The organism is Rosenbergiella metrosideri, from assembly GCF_022602565.1.
GTDB classification, from domain to species: domain Bacteria; phylum Pseudomonadota; class Gammaproteobacteria; order Enterobacterales; family Enterobacteriaceae; genus Rosenbergiella; species Rosenbergiella metrosideri.
The window spans coordinates 164,102-182,964 of the sequence record NZ_JALBCV010000003.1 but is presented as its reverse complement, the minus strand read 5'-3'; the positions used below and the strand labels follow the sequence as shown (position 1 = coordinate 182,964).

The window sequence follows — 18,863 nt, the reverse complement described above, 5'->3', positions numbered from 1 at the left end:
CCTTCCATTTTGGGTAGGAGGTCGTGCCTCCCACATTTTTATAATTATTTATCATCACGTTAGATTAACGTATGCGCTAACGTCATGCTGAATTGGTCAGCATTAGTTGTTACGAATGTATCAGGAGGAATTGATTCTGGTAACTATTTGTTAACAATTATGAGGGGGTATTTGTTATTTTTTTGAGCAAGATCTCTGTTTACTTGATGGTGAGATAAGGGGGAACGTTTCGCTCCCCCTGTCGTATCACTCCGCAGTAGGCAGTTGCTTGATAAATGCCTCGGGCGGGAGGAAACCGGTGATACGGGAGTTTGGGATCTCGTGGCCTTGTGCATTGAAGAACAGCAAGGTGGGTAGCCCCAGTACCTTCAATGACGATAATAGTTCTACATCTTGCGGTTGATTCTTTGTCACGTTGGCTTGTAGGCGCTGCATACCACTCATCGCTTGCTGTACCTTGGGATCAGAGAAAGTGTATTTCTCAAATTCCTTACAGGCCACACACCAATCCGCATACAGGTCGAGCATGGTGATGGACTGATGCGGTTTGTTCAGCTTCTGCTCCAATGCTTGGCGATTTGCGATAGGAGTAAATTGTTGAGCAGAAGGCGTCACCGTTGGGGTGACGGCAGAGGGGAACAGAGCCTCTTGAAGCGGGCGCGCGGCGATGACTGCCAGCACTAACCAAACCAAGGCCAGCCAACGTCCCCAATTCTTGGGGCTTTTTAGGGATAAAATAAACGCCCAGCTCGCGAACGAGACAGCCAGTAATGCCCATAACCGTTCACTCCAAACCTCGCCGACTACCCGCTCGAGTAGGAAAACGGGCAAGGCAAGAATCACAAAACCAAAGCCTTCTTTCACGGTTTGCATCCAAGGACCACTGCGTGGCAGCAACTTATTACCAAATAATGTCACGACAATCAGGGGTAATCCCATCCCTAATGCATAGAGGTAAAGTGTGCCAGCACCTTGCATTACCTGCCCACTTTGGGCGATATACAATAAAATGGCGCTAAGCGGCGCGGTGGTACAGGGGGAGCAAATTAGCCCGGCGAGAATTCCCATACAGAGCACGCCAACAATCGACCCTCCCTGTTGTTTGTTACTCAGCAGGGCTAAACGCGTCTGTAGTGATGCCGGGAGTTGTAAACTAAACGCGCCAAACATGGATAAGGCCAATAGAATAAAGAGTCCCGCTAGCAGCACCAATAACACTGGGTTCTGCAGCGCAGCTTGAAACTTCAACCCGGCTGCGGCGACAACCACACCGAGTAGGGTGTAAGTGATCGCCATCCCCTGTACGTAAACAATTGCCAGTAATGCTGTACGGGAAAAGGAGAGTTGCTGTTTACGACCCAAGATAATGCCTGAGATCAGCGGATACATCGGTAACACACAGGGCGTAAAGGCCACACCAATACCGATTAATAGTGCCCAAAGTGGCGTATAGGGTAGATTGCCTGAGGAGGCTGGCTGTGGCTGCACAGACGGCGCGGTGGCAGGCTTGGCTACCACGGCATTGAGCGGCACGGTTTTCGTCTCCGGTGGATAGCAAAAGCCGGCGGCGGCACAGCCTTGATAGGTCACGACAAGTGTAGGAGTATGCTGGGTAGCAGTAATCGGCACCGACAGTGCAATATCTTGCGGATAAATTTCACTGTCACCAAAAAACTCATCACGGTGAGGCTTACCTTGAGGGAGCTGCCATGCCCCGAGCGAAGCATCGCGAGCCTCTACACTGATTTTCTGGCGATAAAGATAGTAACCCTGTTTAACCTGCCAGCGTAATGTGACGGTATTGGCTTGCTGAGAAAAATCGAAGCCAAATGCCTGATCGACCGGAACAAAGCCTTTTTGTTGACCAAAAAGATCGGCTTGTGCCCCAACAGGTAACAACGTTATGAGCAGTAAAAATATACGAATAAAGAGGCCTGAACTCATTGAACCCTTCACTATTGTTTAGAGGCAAAGTGGTGAAAAAGAGGTGGGGGAGCATAACATGAAAACAGCATTGCTGAAAAAGCCAGCAATGCTGTGCGCCAGAAGAGTGATTAAGCGTCTTCGTTAAATAATTTGGCTTTATAGGCAGGATGCATCAGGTTCTCTACAGAGAAAATATCGTCGAGTTCTGACTCGGTCAGCAGTTCTCTTTCGAGCACGACTTCACGCACACTTTTTCCGGTTTCGGCACAAATTTTACCCACGATATCGCCATTATGGTGACCAATGTAAGGGTTTAGATAGGTGACGATACCGATTGAGTTAAATACGTAGGACTCACAGATAGCTTGGTTAACAGTGATACCGTTAACGCATTTCTCCAGCAGGTTGTAACAAGCATTGCTGAGGATGGAAATCGACTCGAACATGGCTTGCCCGATCACGGGTTCCATCACATTTAATTGCAGTTGCCCAGCTTCCGCCGCCATCGTCACGGTGGTGTCATTACCAATCACTTTGAAGCACACTTGGTTAACCACTTCAGGCACCACGGGGTTGACCTTGGCTGGCATGATGGATGAACCGGCCTGTAATTGCGGCAGATTTATCTCGTTCAATCCCGCACGAGGACCCGAAGAGAGTAAGCGTAAATCATTACAAATTTTCGAAAGCTTAACCGCTAAACGTTTTAATGATGAGTGGACCATAACATAAGCGCCACAGTCGGAGGTCGCTTCAATCAGGTCTTCCGCTGCGACGACGGGCAGTTGTGTGATCTGTGCAAGGTAGTTAACCGCGAGCGTTTGATAGCCTTCAGGCGTATTGAGACGTGTGCCGATAGCCGTTGCGCCAAGATTGACTTCTAACAATAACTGAGCGGTGTGCACAATGCTCTTTGTCTCTTCTTTCAGTAACACACTGAACGCTTTGAACTCTTGCCCAACGGTCATCGGTACCGCATCTTGTAACTGGGTACGGCCCATTTTTAAGATATGGGAAAACTCTTTTGACTTGCGATCAAAGCCTTCACTTAACTGAGTGATGGCTTCTATAAGTTTCAGCAGGGAGTGGTAGACGGCGATACGAAAACCGGTAGGGTAGGCATCGTTGGTCGACTGACACATATTAACGTGATCGTTAGGGTTAAGGTGTTGATATTCACCTTTTTGGTAACCCATCAGCTCCAGCCCAATATTGGCCAGTACCTCATTGGTATTCATATTGACCGAAGTCCCCGCGCCACCTTGGTAGACGTCTACAGGGAATTGATCGATACAGGTACCGTTATTCAGGACTTCGTCACAGGCCTTGATAATCGCTTCGGCAATGCTGCGAGGCAGCGTCTTAAGGTCACGGTTGGCTAATGCTGCCGCCTTTTTCACCATTACCATGCCGCGAACAAATTCAGGAATGTCACTGATTTTACTGCTGCTTATATAAAAATTTTCAATCGCACGTAACGTATGAATTCCAAAGTAAGCATCAGCGGGAACTTCACGCATGCCGAGGAGGTCTTCTTCGATACGAATATTTTTGGTCATGAGAGCCTTCTTATAATAGGGTCGTCGTTTTCCATGTCGACGGTAATGTTGCCGTGTAAATTTAACCGGTACTGCGCGAAGCGTAGCAAACCGTGACGCGATCATAGGCTGTTTTATTTAAAATTCAGCCACACAGATCACTATATAGTAACTTTTTTTTTACATTTAATCCCTCGATAACCGTGATTACCGAATCATTGTGCTTAGTGTATGAATAGGCACTAAGGTTTAACAATAGTAAAAACGAATTGTTTACGGCAGTGATTCCACGCTTAACCGTTCTAGATGACAATTTTTGACAAAAAAGTGGTCCTTTTAGGCTCCTTTCTGCGGAAATCACCTTGAATTGAACGTAATACGTACCCATGATTAGGGGATAGGTCGAACAGCGATCCTTTTTACGAATTTGAGGAGACCACCGTGCGTTGGTTACCATTTATAGCTTTATTTATCTTGGCATGGATCGAGATATCACTCTTTATTAAAGTCGCTCACCTTTTTGGTGTGCTGCTAACGTTGTTACTGGTGATAGCCACCTCAGCAATAGGTTTATCTTTGGTGAAAAATCAAGGTATTAAGAACTTCCGCTTGATGCAGGAAAAACTCGTCCGTAATGAGAACCCAGCACCCGAAATGACGCGGGGATTATCCCTATTTCTGGCGGGATTTTTATTGATATTACCCGGCTTCTTTACCGATTTCTTAGGTGCCTTACTGCTACTTCCGCCCGTGCAGCAACGACTGACCCATAAGTTGATGCCTTTTATCGCTGTTTGGGGCGGCCGCGGCCAAACGGCCCAAGATTCGGGCTATACCATGGAAGGGGAGTTTGAACGTCGCGAAGAGAAACGTCTTGACCATCGGGACGATAGTACGTCCACGCACAAAGTAGATTAATCCCCTCTTTTATCACGCTAGCTGACCCTAGCGTGATATCGCTTGACTTGCCCGTACGCTGTTAGCCTAAAACGTTTCAATAGGGAATTTTTTTCAAAAAATTTTTTTATCTCCCCTTGAAAGTGAAGCCTGTCGTCCCTACCTCTGAAGTCACGAAGCCAGATTGGCATCAAATTTAAAATAATGCGTGATTAGCTATCTCATAGGAGAACGATCAAATGAACATTCGTCCATTACATGACCGTGTAATTGTTAAGCGTAAAGAAGTTGAAGCAAAATCAGCAGGCGGTATCGTATTGACTGGTTCTGCCGCGGGTAAATCAAGCCGTGCTGAAGTGTTAGCGGTGGGCAATGGTCGCATTCTTGAAAATGGTGAAGTAAAACCACTGGACGTAAAAGTCGGTGATGTAGTGATCTTTAATGAAGGTTACGGCGCTAAAACAGAAAAGATTGATAACGAAGAAGTTCTTATCATCTCTGAGAACGATATTCTCGCCGTCGTGACTGCGTAATTACACGAAATATTTCATTGTAAAATTTTGAAGGAATAGAAAATGGCTGCTAAAGACGTAAAATTTGGTAACGACGCACGCGTTAAAATGCTACGTGGCGTAAACATTCTTGCTGATGCGGTAAAAGTGACCCTGGGTCCTAAAGGCCGTAACGTTGTTCTCGATAAATCATTTGGTTCTCCTACTATCACTAAAGATGGTGTTTCTGTCGCACGCGAAATCGAATTAGAAGATAAGTTCGAAAACATGGGCGCTCAAATGGTTAAAGAAGTTGCTTCTAAAGCGAATGATGCGGCGGGTGACGGTACGACTACCGCAACCGTTCTTGCGCAATCTATCGTTAATGAAGGTCTTAAAGCCGTCGCAGCGGGCATGAACCCAATGGACCTGAAGCGCGGTATCGACAAAGCGGTTATCGCGGCAGTTGAACAACTGAAAACCCTATCGGTCCCTTGTTCTGACTCTAAAGCCGTTGCTCAGGTCGGTACCATCTCTGCAAACTCCGATACCAGTGTTGGTACCCTGATCGCCCAAGCGATGGAAAAAGTCGGCAAAGAAGGTGTTATCACCGTTGAAGAAGGTACTGGCCTACAAGACGAGTTAGACGTCGTAGAAGGGATGCAGTTTGACCGTGGTTACCTCTCCCCATACTTCATCAACAAGCCAGAAACCGGTGCAGTTGAACTTGAACAACCTTTCATCCTGTTAGCAGATAAGAAAATCTCTAACATTCGTGAACTGTTACCTGTACTGGAAGCGGTGGCTAAAGCAGGTAAACCTCTGCTGATCATCGCTGAAGATGTCGAAGGCGAAGCACTGGCTACCCTAGTGGTTAACACCATGCGTGGCATCGTAAAAGTGGCTGCGGTTAAAGCTCCTGGTTTTGGTGATCGCCGTAAAGCGATGCTGCAAGATATCGCAATCCTAACCGGTGGTTCTGTGATTTCTGAAGAGATTGGTATGGAGCTGGAAAAAACAGCTTTAGAAGATCTGGGTCAAGCGAAGCGTGTTGTGATCAACAAAGACACCACGACTATCATCGATGGTATCGGTGAAGAAGCCAATATCAAAGGTCGTGTGACACAAATTCGTCAACAAATCGAAGAAGCAACTTCTGATTACGACAAAGAAAAGCTTCAAGAGCGTGTTGCTAAACTGGCGGGCGGCGTAGCCGTTCTGAAAGTCGGTGCAGCTACTGAAGTTGAGATGAAAGAGAAGAAAGCGCGCGTTGAAGATGCGCTACACGCAACGCGTGCAGCCGTTGAAGAGGGCGTTGTAGCAGGCGGTGGTGTTGCACTGGTTCGCGTTGCAGCGAAAATCACTGGTCTGACTGGCGATAACGAAGACCAAAACGTGGGTATCCGTGTTGCACTGCGTGCAATGGAAGCACCACTGCGTCAAATCGTTTCTAACGCAGGTGAAGAGCCATCTGTTGTTGCGGATAAAGTGAAACAAGGCGAAGGTAACTTCGGTTACAACGCGGCAACAGAAGAATACGGCAACATGATCGACTTCGGTATCTTGGACCCAACTAAAGTAACGCGTTCTGCACTGCAATACGCTTCTTCTGTTGCTGGCCTGATGATCACTACGGAATGTATGATCACCGAACTGCCTAAAGATGATAAAGCTGACTTAGGTGCTGCCGGTGGTATGGGCGGCATGGGTGGAATGGGCGGTATGATGTAAGGTGACGCGGTCACTGGCAATCATTGCCTCTCTAGCCAGACAGTATGAGCTGTCGAGTTAGCCAGACAAAACCCTAGCGAAAGCTAGGGTTTTTTTATCCCTATCGGATAAGCGAGGCGCGTAGTCTGTAAGATTATTGAAACTCAACTATGCTTAGCTTTTAACCGAAAAATCGCTACGATAGGGCACTGCCGGAAGTCAGACTTTTCATAGCATGGCTGGAATTTAACGATAATTGCCGATATTCTAACGGCTCTTAAGTAAGCCAAAACGTTGTAAAGCCTAACTAGGCACCAGGTAATACTCTAATACGTATAATAACGAGGAATAAAATGCGTTTACTTTCAGTCATTCCGGGTTTCGTAGCAGTGCTTGTTGTCGCGGGCTGTAGTTCGTCCGGTAATCAATTGAACGCGGCGGGGCAGAATGTGCGCTTTGTGGACCAGCAACCTGGCGCGGAATGCCATTATATCGGCACAGCGAGTGGTGAGCAGAGTAATTGGTTTTCTGGTCAGCAAATCGAAGGGGGTAACTCTCTGCGTGGTGCGGCAAATAACTTACGTAATCGTGCAGCAGAAATGGGCGGTAACGTGATCTATAACGCAAGTACGCCGGGGCTTAGCTTAGTGTCAAGCTTCGTGCCCGTCGCGACGAAGATGTCCGGCCAAGTCTATAAGTGCCCATAATGATTTAACGACCAAGCGTATCAAACTGGGTTGATACGCTTGTCGATAGCCCTAGTTGAGGGCGCGTAAACCTTGTTGCTTTTGGTGTAACTCAGTGGTGATTTTCTCAATATCTGCTTGTTTCTCGGCGATTTTGCCTCGGTATTTAGCCATTTTCTCCGCGTTGTTCTTCGCGGTCGCTTTTTGAAGGTCTTGTTGACTCTCTTGTAAATCCTGTTGTTTCTCTTTCAGTTTGCGCTGCAGTTTTTCAACGTCTTGTTCTGCATCCTGGCGAACGCTTGACGCCGTACAGTTCTCTTTAACTTCTGCTAAGGCTTTTTTCAAGCCGGTGACTTGATGGCTATTATTATGCTGTTGTGCGTAACCGAGCTGTTCGTTCAACGCTGCTTCTTTTTGGGCACAGGTTTGCACAGCAAAGGCCTGCTGGGTCATTAGCAGGGCAGCAAGAGAGAGTAACGGAACAGATAATTGCTTTTTCATTGATATTCCTTTCATAAAAGATTTACCGTCAGTTAGGGTGATTACGCCAATTACACCTGCCGGAGCTGTAAGTCCAAGGGCGTTTTACTCGGTTCACCACCGATTTCCCGAGCAAGACGGGGGACCAGATAGCCTGACACTTTACTCAATAAGCCATGCATAATGATACGCGCTTGTTCATCGGAAACATAAAAGTGTGCGGCGCCCTGTACTTTATCCAAAACATGGAGGTAGTACGGGAGAATTCCGACTTCAAACAGACGGTTACTTAGGTTAGCAAGAATGGTGGCATCGTCGTTGATATCGCGCAATAAAACACTTTGATTCAGCAAGGTAACGTTAGCGGTCTTTAGGCGTGCTATTGCTTGAGCGAACTCCGCATCAATTTCTTGAGCATGATTGACGTGGGTTACCATAACCACTTGTAAACGAGTCGCCGCAAGCCGTTGGCACAAATTTTCTGTGACACGAGCGGGAATCACGACCGGTAAACGCGAATGGATCCGTAAGCGTTGAACATGAGGGATAGCTTCCAATTCACCGATTAGATAATCCAACTCATGATCCTTCGCCATCAAAGGATCTCCCCCTGAGAAGATAATTTCGTTTAATTCTGGGTGTTGGCGGATATAATCAAGCGCGACTTGCCAATTGCGCTTATTACCTTGGTTATCTTGGTACGGGAAATGGCGGCGGAAACAGTACCGACAGTTTACTGCGCAGCCACCTTTGACTAATAACAGCGCACGGTTAACGTATTTATGCAGTAACCCAGGTACTGCTGCGGTTTGTTCATCCAATGGATCAGTCGAATAGCCAGGCGTTACAGTAAACTCGCTAGCTTGAGTGACGACTTGGCGTAATAGGGGATCGTTAGGATCGCCTTGAGCCATTCGACGAATGAATGCACGGGGTACACGCAGTGCAAATAAACGGCGTGCGTCATGGCCTGCCTGAAGTTCAGGGAGGTGATCGAGATTTAAAAGTTGTAGTAATTCAGCAGGTTCTGTTACAACGTCTGCAAGTTGCTGCAACCAATCTTCTCTCGCAGGGGTATTTAGGGTTACAATGTTTGCCATTTTTGGCTTCATACCAGTGATTATTTATAGAGGGCCTTCATGGCAACATATTCTAGCAACGATTTTCGTAACGGTCTTAAAATCATGTTCGACAACGAACCTTATGCTATCGAAGCAAGTGAGTTCGTTAAACCCGGTAAAGGCCAAGCTTTCGCACGCGTAAAAATGCGTCGTCTGTTAACCGGTAAATTGATTGAAAAGACCTTCAAATCAACCGATTCAGCAGAAGGTGCTGATGTTGTTGATGTGACCTTAACTTACCTCTACAACGACGGTGAGTTCTGGCATTTCATGAACAACAACACTTTCGAGCAACTCGCTGCAGACGCTAAAGCAGTCGGTGAAAATGGCATCTGGTTACAAGACCAAGCTGAATGTATCGTTACTTTATGGAATGGTAACCCGATTAGCATTCTTCCACCAAATTTCATTGAAGCTGAAATCGTCGAAACTGACCCAGGTCTAAAAGGCGACACAGCAGGAACCGGTGGTAAGCCAGCTAAATTAACAACCGGTGCTGTCGTGAAAGTACCTTTGTTTGTTCAGATTGGTGAAGTTATTCGTGTTGATACGCGTTCTGGCGAATACGTCTCACGCGTCAAGTAAGTCTAAGCGCGCCTTGATGGCGCGTTTTTTTATAGGTAATGCGCGATGAAATCATTAGTAATAAGAGTGGCTATTTTATTTCTGCTCGGCGCGTCGCTCACCGCTTGCAATACGTTTCGTGGGATGGGCGAGGATATTTCAGGCCTAGGTCACGCCATTTCGCACGTTGCGAGTTGATAGCCTATCACCCCTTTTCACCGTTTTAGCCAGCGAACACCCACTATGCGGACGTACCGTCCCATACGACTTTTTTGAAGGACAATATTGATGAATGAATCGGACTTATGGCAGCCGAGTGCGCCCATTGCCAATCTGCTGAAGCGTGCAAATTTGCTGGCCGATATTCGGCGTTTCTTTGCTGATCGTGGAGTGTTGGAAGTCGAAACCCCTGCAATGAGCCAAGCGACGGTGACAGATATTCATCTGGTACCTTTTACAACCCGCTTTGTCGGACCCGGCGCGGCACAAGGGCGCGATCTCTGGTTAATGACGAGTCCTGAATACCATATGAAACGCTTGCTGACTGCGGGCAGCGGACCGATCTATCAAATGAGTCGTTGTTTCCGTAATGAGGAAGCTGGGCGGCATCATAATCCTGAGTTCACAATGCTGGAGTGGTATCGCCCGCATTACGATATGTATCGTTTGATGAATGAAGTGGACGATTTACTGCAACAGATTATCGAGTGCGAACCTGCAGAAACGCTCTCCTACCAACAAGCTTTCCAACGCTATTTAGGTCTCGATCCGCTTACGGCCGATAAAGAGCAATTAGTGGCCTGCGCCGAGAAGCTAGGCGTTGGAGAGCTCGTCGAGCGAGAAGAGGATCGCGATACCGTGCTGCAGTTATTATTTATGCTTGGGGTAGAAACGCAGATCGGCCAAGAGAATAAACCGGCTTTCGTCTATCACTTTCCTGCCTCCCAAGCAGCATTAGCTGAGATCAGCACCGAAGATCATCGTGTAGCCGAGCGCTTCGAGGTCTATTTTAAGGGCGTGGAATTAGCCAATGGTTTTCGTGAGTTGACCAATAGTGACGAGCAGCGCCAACGTTTTATGGCGGATAACCGTCGACGTCAGCTGATGGGGTTACCTGAACACCCAATCGATGAGCGTCTATTGGCGGCATTGACCGCCGGTATGCCGGACTGCTCAGGGGTGGCATTGGGGATTGATCGCTTGGTGATGCTGGCATTGAAGGCCGACTCTTTAAAAGAGGTGATGGCCTTTACTGTCGAGAATAGCTAATCATGTTAGCCAGTCAGGGTGACTGGCTAACGGTCTTATAGGCCACCCGCTTGATACTGGGTTGACTGCATAGCGGCTGCTGATTTACCGACTTGTTCCATTCTTACCTGAACCGGCGGATAAGGCAGCTCTATATTATGTTCGCTAAAGCTATTCAGGATCTGTTGATGCAGGTCGTGACGCAATGGCATACGGTGGCCAATCTCTGCGGCATAAATTCTTAATTCAAATAGTTGAATACCTTGATGAATATCCACTAAGAATGCTTCTGCTGCAGGTGTTTTTAAGACATAACTACAGCGGTTTGCGGCTGCCAGCAGTAAATCCGTCACCACGGCACTGCTTACATGCGGTGGCGCAGGAATATTTAACACCACCCGAGTATGCGCATCGGATAATGACCAGTTAATAAACTGCTCGGTAATAAAGGCCTTATTCGGTACAATAATTTCTTTTCTATCCCAATCGGTAATGGTGGTGGCTCGGGTATTGATGCGTGAAATAGTGCCGGTCAAGTCTCGTAGGGTAACGGTGTCGCCAATCCGAATCGGCTTTTCGAATAGAATAATCAGACCCGAAATAAAGTTTGCAAAAATTTCCTGTAAACCGAAGCCCAATCCCAGACCCATTGCCGCGACTAACCATTGCAACTTAGACCAGTCGATACCCAGCATCGAGAAGCCCATCATGACGCCGATAATCATCAGCAAGTACTTGGTTAGCGTGGTGATGGCATAGCCTGTTCCTGGCGCAAGGTTGAGATGCTGCAAGATGGCGAGTTCTAGCATCGCTGGCATATTTCTGACCAGTTGCAGCGTAATGATCAACACTAAGATAGCGATTAACACGGCCCCTAACGTGACGTCTTGCACGCTCTCAACACCTTGAATCGAGGAGGTTACTCCCCAAAGTGGGATGTTCTCAAGGAAGGCGAAGGCGGAGTGTAGTTCTGACCAGAGAAGGATTAAGGCAAAAAGCGCCACGAGCGCGAGCAGCGAGCGCACTAAGCGTAGCGACTGTGCACTGATCGTATCAAGATCGATGACAGGTTCTTCGATTGTCTCTTGGCTTTCACTATTCAGCGCAGCGCTGTCATCTTCTTGATGATTTCGCGCTCGGCTGGCGAGAATTTCGGCTCGCCGCTGACGTGCGCGATCAAATTCGATTCGTCGGCGTTGTATCAGCATCCAACGCCGAATGATATGGTAAACGATCAGTAGCACAAACCAGATCCCCACCGAGCTTTCAACTCGAGCTAACAGCGCTTGCGCCGTCGCAAGATACCCGAGTAAGGAAGCAATAATGGCCACCGGTGGGATAACGATCATCAGGTCCCACAATAAGCGGTTGACCATATTGTTGCTATTCCCCTGGCGGTCAAAGTAGAGCGGTAAGCCAGCACGGCGCAGTGCATTGGAAACAATAGTTAACGCGATACAAATCAGAATAAAACTGAGGCGGCCCAATGAGGCAGTAAAGGGACGCTCTTCAATATTATCGAAAGTGATTAATACCATCGTAAGGGGAACGATAAAGCCGATACTGAGGGAGTAGTAGCGTACCGCTCTCGATACTGCTTGTGATGGCCAACGAAAGTGGGCGATAAACAAACCATTAGGATGCGCAAAGGTTGCGCTAATCATAAAGGCCCACAGTAAGGGCAGGGTCGCGGTCACGCCATCGCCCACAGCGACAGCAATCGGATAAGGCCAAGCGCGTTGTAACCCATAACCGAGTGTCGCCCACAGTACCGGCAAGGGGAGGGCGACCAATATTGACCAAAATACCGTGCGCAATGTTAGGGAAAAGCGATCTTGGGTCACTTTACCAATGCGGCTGGCCGATCGCGCTAAGAAAGCATGATAGTGGCGACGTGAACTTAGGCTGATGATCACTAATATTAGCGCGCCAATAACAGGTAAAATAGACTCCCGACTGGTGGCCACCATCACCAAGGCTTTACCCAATTGTCCCAAACTGTCTAAAGATAATAATCTTGTTAGATCTTGCACGACCTGTAGGGGGTAATGCAGGCTAATCGGATTGATATCCGCCGTCCAGAAGAGGTAACGGTGGGTAGCATCCGTGACATCACCCAAGGCATCTTGTAACTGGGTATTGGCAACTTTTAGTTTAGTGATTTCTAGAATTAATGCATCACAACCTGAAATCAATGAATTGAGCAGTTCACCTTGCGTATTGAGCTGTGAATCTAAAATTCGGCGTTGCTCGCTGGTTATCGACTTACCACTCGCTTGATGTGTCTCACGCAGCGCGTGTTGACGAGCCAGCAGGTCTTCGTAATGCAGACGCTGAACACGTAATTCCCCCATTTCGCTATCGATTTGCTGAGATTTTGGCGCATCAGGTAAGCGAGCCACTTGCGCGCGTAGCGCCTCGCCCAATAGGGTCGACTCACCTAGCCACTGTGATTGTTCGCGTAGAGTGGAGAGTGCTTGGCGTACTTGTTGAGTTTGGTTAGCGACCAGCCGCTGCTGTGAAGAGACAAGTTCCATATGTTGGGCTTGCTGGTTCAGTGCAGCCGATAGCTCACGGTTAACGGTAAATTGCTCATGGATAACCGGCGGTAAGTCGCCGCTATTTTCTGCCAGTTGTTCAGTACGTTCCAAGGCGCGTTGTGCTTCATCTTGGCGGAGCGCGCTTTGTCGGGTACGCAAGGCTTGTAAATACGCATCGAGCTGAGCAATCGTTTTTTGATGAAACTCCGCGCGTAATTTTGCAAGCTCTTGCCGATTATTGGCAGAAAGCTGCGCCAGCTCAAGCTCATTGACCCGTGCTTTGTTGGCGGCATTTTCTGCCTCATAGGCGTTGCCCCGGGCTTGGCCCAATGGCGTAGAGGAGACTTGGTAATTCTGTAAGCGACGATCGCTTTCAGAAAGCGCCCGTCGCGCATCCGTCTGGTCGCTGGGAAGTTGGGTGAGAGAGTCGCTGATTTCCCGAGCTTGGTCCTGCTCCTGTTGTGCTAAGCGGCCTTCTTCCAATAACTGGCTGCTGACACGTAAGATTTCCTGTTCAATATCGCTACTGGTTAGTGCAGGATTGACGCGTTTGCTCGTCTCATTTAGTGTGGTGATTTGCTGGCGTAAGGTCGCCGCAAGTTGCGGGTAATTGTCGATGATCTGCTGGTATTGCCTCGCATTTTCAATCGATTGGTTGCGCTGGTTAGTGTAATCCAGCGCACTCTTTAATGCTTGAATCGTCTCGGTTTGTGCCGCAGGGTTTTTACTATTCTGCGCCTGTTCCAGAGCCTGCCGAATCTGAGGGGGTTCAGGCAGCGCATCACTAGCGAAAGTAGTACTAAGCCCTAAGCTCAGTAGAATAACGGATAATATACGCACTGCCAGGCCCTCTATCTTAGGCTTCGGTCTGTTCTACCACGCCACTTTTATTGTGTGGTGGGGTTGAGGTAGGTGCTTGAACAGCAATTTTTTCAGCCAAAGGCTGACCCATTCTTGTTGGGGCTTGGGCTTCTAAGGCTTCGCTCAGACGGACTTGATCGGCAGCGAATAAGTTGATGACGGTAGAACCCAACTTAAAGCGGCCCATTTCTTGGCCCTTAAGTAGAACAATCGCGCCTTTTTCCTCAGCTTGAGGATAATGCCAGCGTTGAATAACGCCTTCACGCGGCGGAGTAATAGTACCGGCCCACACGGTTTCAATACTCCCAACAATGGTTGCGCCCACTAGAATTTGCACCATAGGCCCTATATCGGTATCGAAATAGCATATAACGCGTTCATTACGGGCGAAGAGATTGGGAATATTTTGGGCAGTCAGAGGATTAACAGAGTACAGATCACCTGGGACATAGACCATTTCACGTAAGATACCATTACACGGCATATGCACACGGTGGTAGTCACGTGGGGCTAAGTAAGTGGTAACAAACTGGCCATTGTAAAAGTGCTGCGCACGCTCTTCATTTCCTGCGAGCAGGGCCTCTAACGTGTAGTAGTGCCCCTTGGCTTGAAAAATTTGATTCTCGTCGATACGTCCACATTGGCTGACTGCGCCATCAGCCGGTTGGACGAGAATATTCGCTGAATGATCAATGACCCGAGCTTCATCCTTTAACGGACGGACAAAAAACTCGTTAAAACTGCGGTAGCTCGCGGTATCGGGCTTAGCGGCTTCTTGCATATTGACTTTGTAATACCAGACAAAAAGATCAATAACGGCCTTGGTTAGCCAGCCTGCTTGGCGACTTGCTCCCCAGCCGGCAAGTTCTGTGAGCTGTTTCTTAGGAAGAAGAGCGTTAATACCTAATTTCAACTTGTCTAACACGGGCGCCTCCTGGCGTACTCAATCGTTCTAAATATTATTGCGGACAATGCCACAACGGTATACGTGTATGCAGTAGAAGTGGGGGACCTTGCGGCACCTACTCTTTACTGGTGAAATTTTTTCTTATTTTAACGGAAGCCATGCTTTCGAGAATTCGATGATAATTCTCGAAGCGCTGCTCATCAATCTCTCCTAGTTCAACGGCGTGACGCAGCGCGCAACCTGGGTCGTCAAGATGTTTGCAATCTCTAAACTTACAAAACCCCAGATACGGTTTGAATTCGACAAACCCTTGAGTGATTTGTTCCGGTTCTAGGTGCCATAAACCGAACTCACGGACCCCAGGTGAGTCGATAACATCGCCACCTTGTGGAAAGTGGTAGAGCCGTGCGGCGGTCGTGGTGTGTTGACCTAGTCCTGAGTTATCAGACACATCGTTGGTTAAGATGGCATTATTATCGAGAGCATCAAAGCCTAACAATGCGTTCAATAAGCTCGATTTACCGACGCCAGACTGCCCAGCAAAAATACTGACGCGATCGGTTAACGCTTCTTCAAGCGGTTGAAGGCCTTCTCGCTGATGGCTGGAAACCTTTAATACTGGATAACCAATATCTTGATAGATCGCCATCTGTTCATCGACAAATGCCATACCGTCGTCGTCCAGAAGATCAGTTTTATTTAATACTAATAGAGGAGCGATATTCAGGGTTTCGCAAGCGACTAAATAGCGGTCGATAATATTTAATGACAGTTCAGGTAAAATCGCAGAGACAATGATAATTTGGTCGATATTTGCGGCAATGGGTTTGATCCCATCATAGTAATCAGGTCGGGTCAGTACCGATTGCCGCTCATGGACGGCCTCTACGATGCCTTTACCCATCCCTTCGAGTGGCGCGCGCCAGACAACGCGGTCGCCTGTTACGAGTGAGCGAATTGTGCGACGTAAGTTACAGCGCCAAATTTGGCCTTGAGGATCTTCGACATCAGCATGCATGCCGAAACGACTAATGACTCGGCCGTCTTGAGGTTCAGCAAATAGGCTATCATCAGGTTCCACTTTCCCTTCACGTTGCTGTAACCGACGCTGGTGGTTGGCATTAACTCGCCGTTGTTGGCCCTTTGATAGTTTATTTTTACTCACATAACCTCTCATCTAACAGATGTTTCGCCCTAAGTGGGCAAAAGGTCTATGATACACCTTAATGAGAACAAATGGCGAATTTAGCGGGTAAACGAGGGCGATGATGACGCAAAGTAAAGATAACCTTATTTGGATCGATTTAGAAATGACGGGGTTGGACCCACTACGTGATCGGATTATTGAGATCGCAACGATAGTGACTGATGCGCAATTGAATGTGCTTGCTGAAGGGCCTGTATTGGCGGTGCACCAAAGCGATGAACAACTTGCATTGATGGATGAGTGGAACGTGAATACCCATACCCAAAGTGGATTAGTCGCACGGGTTAAGCAGAGTAGCGTATCGGAAGCCGAGGCGGAGCAGTTGACCCTCGAATTTTTAAAACAGTGGGTACCTGAAAATAGCTCACCTATCTGTGGCAACTCTATCGGTCAAGATCGTCGCTTCTTAGTGAACTATATGCCTCAACTTGAAAACTATTTTCACTACCGCGCACTGGATGTCAGTACATTAAAAGAGTTGGCGCGTCGTTGGAAGCCGGATATTTTGCAAAAGTTCCATAAAAAAGGGACTCACCAAGCCCTAGACGATATTCGAGAATCGATCGCTGAGTTGGCGTTTTACCGTGAAAACTTTCTAAAACTGTAATTTTTAGGATGATAACTGTGCAAACTGCCGAGTTAATCGGCAGTTGATACGAAAAAATAAAAAAAGCGGTGTAGGGGGGTTGCGTAGAACAATTATTCTCGTATAATTCGCACCCCGTAACGGTAGTAAATATTTTTACTGTTTAGGGCGCGGGAATAGCTCAGTTGGTAGAGCACGACCTTGCCAAGGTCGGGGTCGCGAGTTCGAATCTCGTTTCCCGCTCCAAGTTTTCATCTCAGTCTTCCAATCACTCTCTCTACATTGCAGCCTAGATTTCATCGGTCATCGCTAAGCTTTTCAACAGAGTTATCCACAGGGTGTTCAATGTTGAGCTGTAACAGCTCCATTCCACAGTTAGATTATATCATGATGATTTTTAAGGTTTTTTTATTTTATAGTTATTAATGTCTTAACGCGTTATCCCCATGACCTTCCTTCGTTAAAAAAAGCTATTCACAGCAAAATTCTCGTTGCAATTCTGTCGCTTAGCCAGGTTTCGACCTATCCTTTTTATTTATTCGTCCATCGCTCGGTTAGCGAGAATGGAGTAGGAGTCGGAATGATGCAGAGTATTTCAGCAGTGAGTGACCAGCTTCCAAGCCATTGTTGGCCTGTCGACCATATTGCAGAGCTCGAACAGAAATTATGTCGTTTACATGACGGCTCACCTTATACCTTAATGTGGCAAGCCGGTGAGGCGTTGGCAACGTTAGTAGCCGAACACTTTGCCAATACCCGACACTGTTTAGTGCTGTGTGGAACTGGCAATAACGGCGGTGACGGATTTGTCCTCGCCTCTCTTCTTCACCAAGCCGGTATCCGTGTCACGGTGGTAGAGGCGACGCGACACTATGAGCGGCCCGCTGAGGCAGCACGTGCCAAAGCTTATTGGGATAATATTGCACGGCACCCATCATTATCCGCGGGCGATCCTTGGCCTGATGATATTGATCTGATTGTTGATGCGCTTTTTGGTATAGGCCTACGTCAGGCACCTCGCGAGGAAAGCCAAGCATTGATCGATTTAGCGAATCACCATGCTGCGCCAGTATTAGCCGTCGATATTCCTTCAGGCTTAGCCGCGCAAACCGGCCAGCCGCTAGGGGCCGTGATACAGGCAACCGCAACACTGACCTTTATTACCCTAAAACCGGGTTTGTTAACCGGTAAAGGGCGAGCCTACAGCGGTAAGCTGTGGGTGGCTGACTTGGGGCTTTCTCATTTACTGCCGCAGCTCTCGCCTCCAATTGAATGCCTGACTGCACGACAGTTGCCTCGATGGTTACCCCAACGTCAAGCCAGCGCCCACAAAGGGGATATGGGTAAAGTGGTGGTGATTGGCGGCGCAGAAGGGACTGCCGGTGCGATACGACTGAGCGGTGAAGCCGCATTACGGAGCGGCGCAGGCCTCGTTCGCGTATTAACCCATGCCTCGAATCTTGTGCCACTGTTGGCCGCTCGGCCGGAATTGATGGTTGCTGAATTGACCTCTCAATCGCTTCGCGATGCACTCGATTGGGCTGATATTGTGGCGATTGGTCCTGGACTGGGCCAATCCGATTGGGCAAAAAACGCACTAAAAGAGGTAAAATTAAGTAAAAAAATCATGGTATGGGATGCAGATGCGCTAAACCTCCTAGCAATCGAACCGGATAAACGTCAAAATCGGGTTCTGACTCCACATCCTGGAGAAGCAGCCCGATTATTAGGGATAAGCGTTGCAGAGGTCGAAGCCGACCGCTTGTCCGCGGCGCATCAGTTGGTGGAACGTTTTGGCGGAGTCGCCGTATTGAAGGGGTCAGGTACCCTTATCACCGATGGCACATCAGCCACTTCGATTGCCTACGTAGGTAACCCTGGCATGGCTAGTGGGGGAATGGGGGATGTATTGACTGGCGTCGTTACAGCCCTTCTCGGTCAAGGACTGGAACCGTTTGAAGCCGCCTGTGCCGCAGTGGTTGCCCATGGTCATGCGGCCGACCTTGTGGCGGATGACCACGGAATGCGTGGAATGCTTGCTCTGGATGTGATTGAAAAATTAAGAATAAGTGTCAATCCACTTCAGGATCTCAATGAGTAA

At 48.1% G+C, this 18,863-nt stretch carries 16 protein-coding genes and 1 tRNA gene; 10 read left to right on the top strand and 7 right to left on the bottom strand.

Features of this window, described 5'->3' with window-relative positions:
• Window positions 1–246 precede the first annotated feature (246 nt).
• Both MKR94_RS05355 and aspA read right to left on the bottom strand, forming a co-directional pair.
• Entirely contained in the window at window positions 247–1,944 is a 1,698-nt protein-coding gene (locus MKR94_RS05355) for a protein-disulfide reductase DsbD (protein WP_241645912.1), read from the bottom strand.
• A gap of 110 nt (window positions 1,945–2,054) precedes the next feature.
• Complete coding sequence (gene aspA / locus MKR94_RS05350; RefSeq protein ID WP_241645909.1) at window positions 2,055–3,485, bottom strand: aspartate ammonia-lyase; 1,431 nt, start codon at window positions 3,483–3,485, stop codon at window positions 2,055–2,057.
• Window positions 3,486–3,905: 420 nt separating this feature from the next.
• On the opposite strand from aspA, the gene MKR94_RS05345 reads away from it, so the two are divergent.
• From MKR94_RS05345 to MKR94_RS05330, 4 genes are all read left to right on the top strand, one after another.
• Window positions 3,906–4,382, top strand: a complete 477-nt coding sequence (locus tag MKR94_RS05345) for an FxsA family protein (RefSeq protein ID WP_241645908.1) — start codon at window positions 3,906–3,908, stop codon at window positions 4,380–4,382.
• Window positions 4,383–4,600: 218 nt separating this feature from the next.
• Complete coding sequence (locus MKR94_RS05340) at window positions 4,601–4,894, top strand: co-chaperone GroES (protein WP_048911342.1); 294 nt, start codon at window positions 4,601–4,603, stop codon at window positions 4,892–4,894.
• 42 nt (window positions 4,895–4,936) lie between these two features.
• Window positions 4,937–6,583, top strand: a complete 1,647-nt coding sequence (gene groL, locus MKR94_RS05335; RefSeq protein ID WP_048911343.1) for a chaperonin GroEL — start codon at window positions 4,937–4,939, stop codon at window positions 6,581–6,583.
• 332 nt (window positions 6,584–6,915) lie between these two features.
• Window positions 6,916–7,269: a DUF4156 domain-containing protein gene (locus MKR94_RS05330; RefSeq protein ID WP_241645906.1), complete on the top strand. Its 354-nt coding sequence runs from the start codon at window positions 6,916–6,918 to the stop codon at window positions 7,267–7,269.
• A 51-nt stretch (window positions 7,270–7,320) separates the two neighbouring features.
• Here MKR94_RS05330 and MKR94_RS05325 read toward each other — a convergent pair whose 3' ends face one another.
• Entirely contained in the window at window positions 7,321–7,749 is a 429-nt protein-coding gene (locus tag MKR94_RS05325; RefSeq protein WP_241645905.1) for a DUF1090 domain-containing protein, read from the bottom strand.
• 50 nt (window positions 7,750–7,799) lie between these two features.
• Window positions 7,800–8,828: an EF-P beta-lysylation protein EpmB gene (epmB, locus tag MKR94_RS05320; protein WP_241645904.1), complete on the bottom strand. Its 1,029-nt coding sequence runs from the start codon at window positions 8,826–8,828 to the stop codon at window positions 7,800–7,802.
• Window positions 8,829–8,867: 39 nt separating this feature from the next.
• Between epmB and efp the strand changes: the two genes are divergently transcribed.
• From efp to epmA, 3 genes are all read left to right on the top strand, one after another.
• Window positions 8,868–9,434, top strand: coding sequence for an elongation factor P (efp, locus tag MKR94_RS05315; RefSeq protein WP_099823466.1), 567 nt, complete (start codon window positions 8,868–8,870; stop codon window positions 9,432–9,434).
• A 45-nt stretch (window positions 9,435–9,479) separates the two neighbouring features.
• Window positions 9,480–9,611, top strand: a complete 132-nt coding sequence (locus MKR94_RS05310; protein ID WP_099823467.1) for an entericidin A/B family lipoprotein — start codon at window positions 9,480–9,482, stop codon at window positions 9,609–9,611.
• A gap of 90 nt (window positions 9,612–9,701) precedes the next feature.
• Window positions 9,702–10,682 carry an elongation factor P--(R)-beta-lysine ligase gene (gene epmA, locus MKR94_RS05305; RefSeq protein WP_048912806.1) on the top strand — a complete coding sequence of 327 codons (981 nt, stop codon included), beginning with the start codon at window positions 9,702–9,704 and terminating at the stop codon, window positions 10,680–10,682.
• A 35-nt stretch (window positions 10,683–10,717) separates the two neighbouring features.
• Here the strand turns inward: epmA and mscM are convergent, their stop codons facing one another.
• The 3 genes from mscM to rsgA form a co-directional block, all read right to left on the bottom strand.
• Window positions 10,718–14,041, bottom strand: a complete 3,324-nt coding sequence (mscM, locus tag MKR94_RS05300) for a miniconductance mechanosensitive channel MscM (protein WP_241645900.1) — start codon at window positions 14,039–14,041, stop codon at window positions 10,718–10,720.
• A 16-nt stretch (window positions 14,042–14,057) separates the two neighbouring features.
• Window positions 14,058–14,987, bottom strand: a complete 930-nt coding sequence (asd, locus tag MKR94_RS05295) for an archaetidylserine decarboxylase (protein WP_241645897.1) — start codon at window positions 14,985–14,987, stop codon at window positions 14,058–14,060.
• A gap of 97 nt (window positions 14,988–15,084) precedes the next feature.
• Window positions 15,085–16,134: a small ribosomal subunit biogenesis GTPase RsgA gene (rsgA, locus tag MKR94_RS05290; protein ID WP_241645895.1), complete on the bottom strand. Its 1,050-nt coding sequence runs from the start codon at window positions 16,132–16,134 to the stop codon at window positions 15,085–15,087.
• Between the two features lie 103 nt (window positions 16,135–16,237).
• On the opposite strand from rsgA, the gene orn reads away from it, so the two are divergent.
• The 3 genes from orn to MKR94_RS05275 all read left to right on the top strand — a co-directional run bounded on the left by orn (window position 16,238) and on the right by MKR94_RS05275 (window position 18,863).
• A complete protein-coding gene (gene orn, locus MKR94_RS05285; protein WP_241646016.1) occupies window positions 16,238–16,783 on the top strand; it encodes an oligoribonuclease in 546 nt (181 codons plus the stop codon).
• Between the two features lie 149 nt (window positions 16,784–16,932).
• Window positions 16,933–17,008 (top strand) — tRNA-Gly (locus tag MKR94_RS05280).
• 334 nt (window positions 17,009–17,342) lie between these two features.
• On the top strand, window positions 17,343–18,863 hold the full coding sequence (locus MKR94_RS05275; RefSeq protein WP_241645892.1) for an NAD(P)H-hydrate dehydratase: 1,521 nt from the start codon (window positions 17,343–17,345) through the stop codon (window positions 18,861–18,863).